We start from the raw sequence: 913 nt of genomic DNA, 5'->3' as shown, positions 1-913 counted from the left end.
TCCTGTATCGCCCGCTGGTGGCGCAGGGCGACTATGTCCACGCCGAGAGCAAGGGCCTGCTGGACCGCCTTTTCGACGGCCGCCTGGCGCCGCTGGTCAGTCATTTCTCGCAGCGCGAGCGCCTGAGCGACGAGGACGTCGCCGAGCTTCGCCGCATCCTGGAGGCCCACGATGAGCGCCGCTGAGATCCTGGAGGTCCTGGTCCGCACGAACCTGGCCCTGGGGGCCGGGGTGCTGCTGGTGCTGGCCCTGAGGCGGCCGGTGCGGGCCCTGGGCGGCGCGCGCGCGGCCTACGCCCTGTGGCTGGCCGCGCCGCTGGCGGCCCTGGCCGTGCTGGTTCCCCCGCGGACGGTGACGGTGATGGTGTCCGAGAGCGCGCCGGCGGCCGTCGAGGCCCCCGCGCCCGCCCCTGCGCCTCGTCCAGGGGCCTCCGCCGCGAGGGCGGCGGTCCCGGTTTCGCGGATCGATCCCGCCGAGGCGCTGGTCGCGGCCTGGGCCCTGGTCGCCGTCCTGGCCCTGGGCGTCCAGGCTGTGCGCCAGCACCGCTTCGTGCGGTCTCTGGGCCGGCTGCGCGACGAGGACGGAGTGTTTCACGCCGAGCACGTGCAGGCCGGGCCGGCGGTGATCGGCGCCCTGCTGCCTCGCCTGGTGCTGCCCGCCGACTTCGCCTCGCGGTTCACCGATGAGGAGCAGGCCCTGGTGCTGGCGCATGAGCGCAACCACCTGGCGGTGGGCGACGCCCAGATCAACGCCATGGTCGCGGTCCTGCAGGGCCTGTGCTGGTTCAACCCGCTGGTCCACCTGGCCGCCCGCCGCCTGCGCGTCGACCAGGAGATCGCCTGCGACGCCGCCGTGCTGGCTCGTTTCCCCTCGGCCGCCCGGGCCTATGGCGAGGCGATGCTGAAGACCTGTC

Annotated in this window: 2 protein-coding genes; both read left to right on the top strand. The window is 74.5% G+C overall.

Translation table 11 applies throughout. The features are described from left to right. Positions 1-185, top strand: a 185-nt coding sequence (locus tag J7528_RS23405) for a BlaI/MecI/CopY family transcriptional regulator (RefSeq protein WP_291879662.1), incomplete at its 5' end; no start/stop codon positions are given. Continuing rightward, the coding region (locus J7528_RS23400) for a M56 family metallopeptidase (protein WP_291879660.1) at positions 172-913 on the top strand (742 nt) is incomplete at its 3' end. The genes J7528_RS23405 and J7528_RS23400, both read left to right, overlap by 14 nt.

This window comes from Caulobacter sp., assembly GCF_017744445.1.
Lineage (GTDB): Bacteria > Pseudomonadota > Alphaproteobacteria > Caulobacterales > Caulobacteraceae > Caulobacter.
The sequence above is the reverse complement of the archived record's forward strand: the minus strand, read 5'-3'. Positions and strand labels throughout refer to the sequence as shown.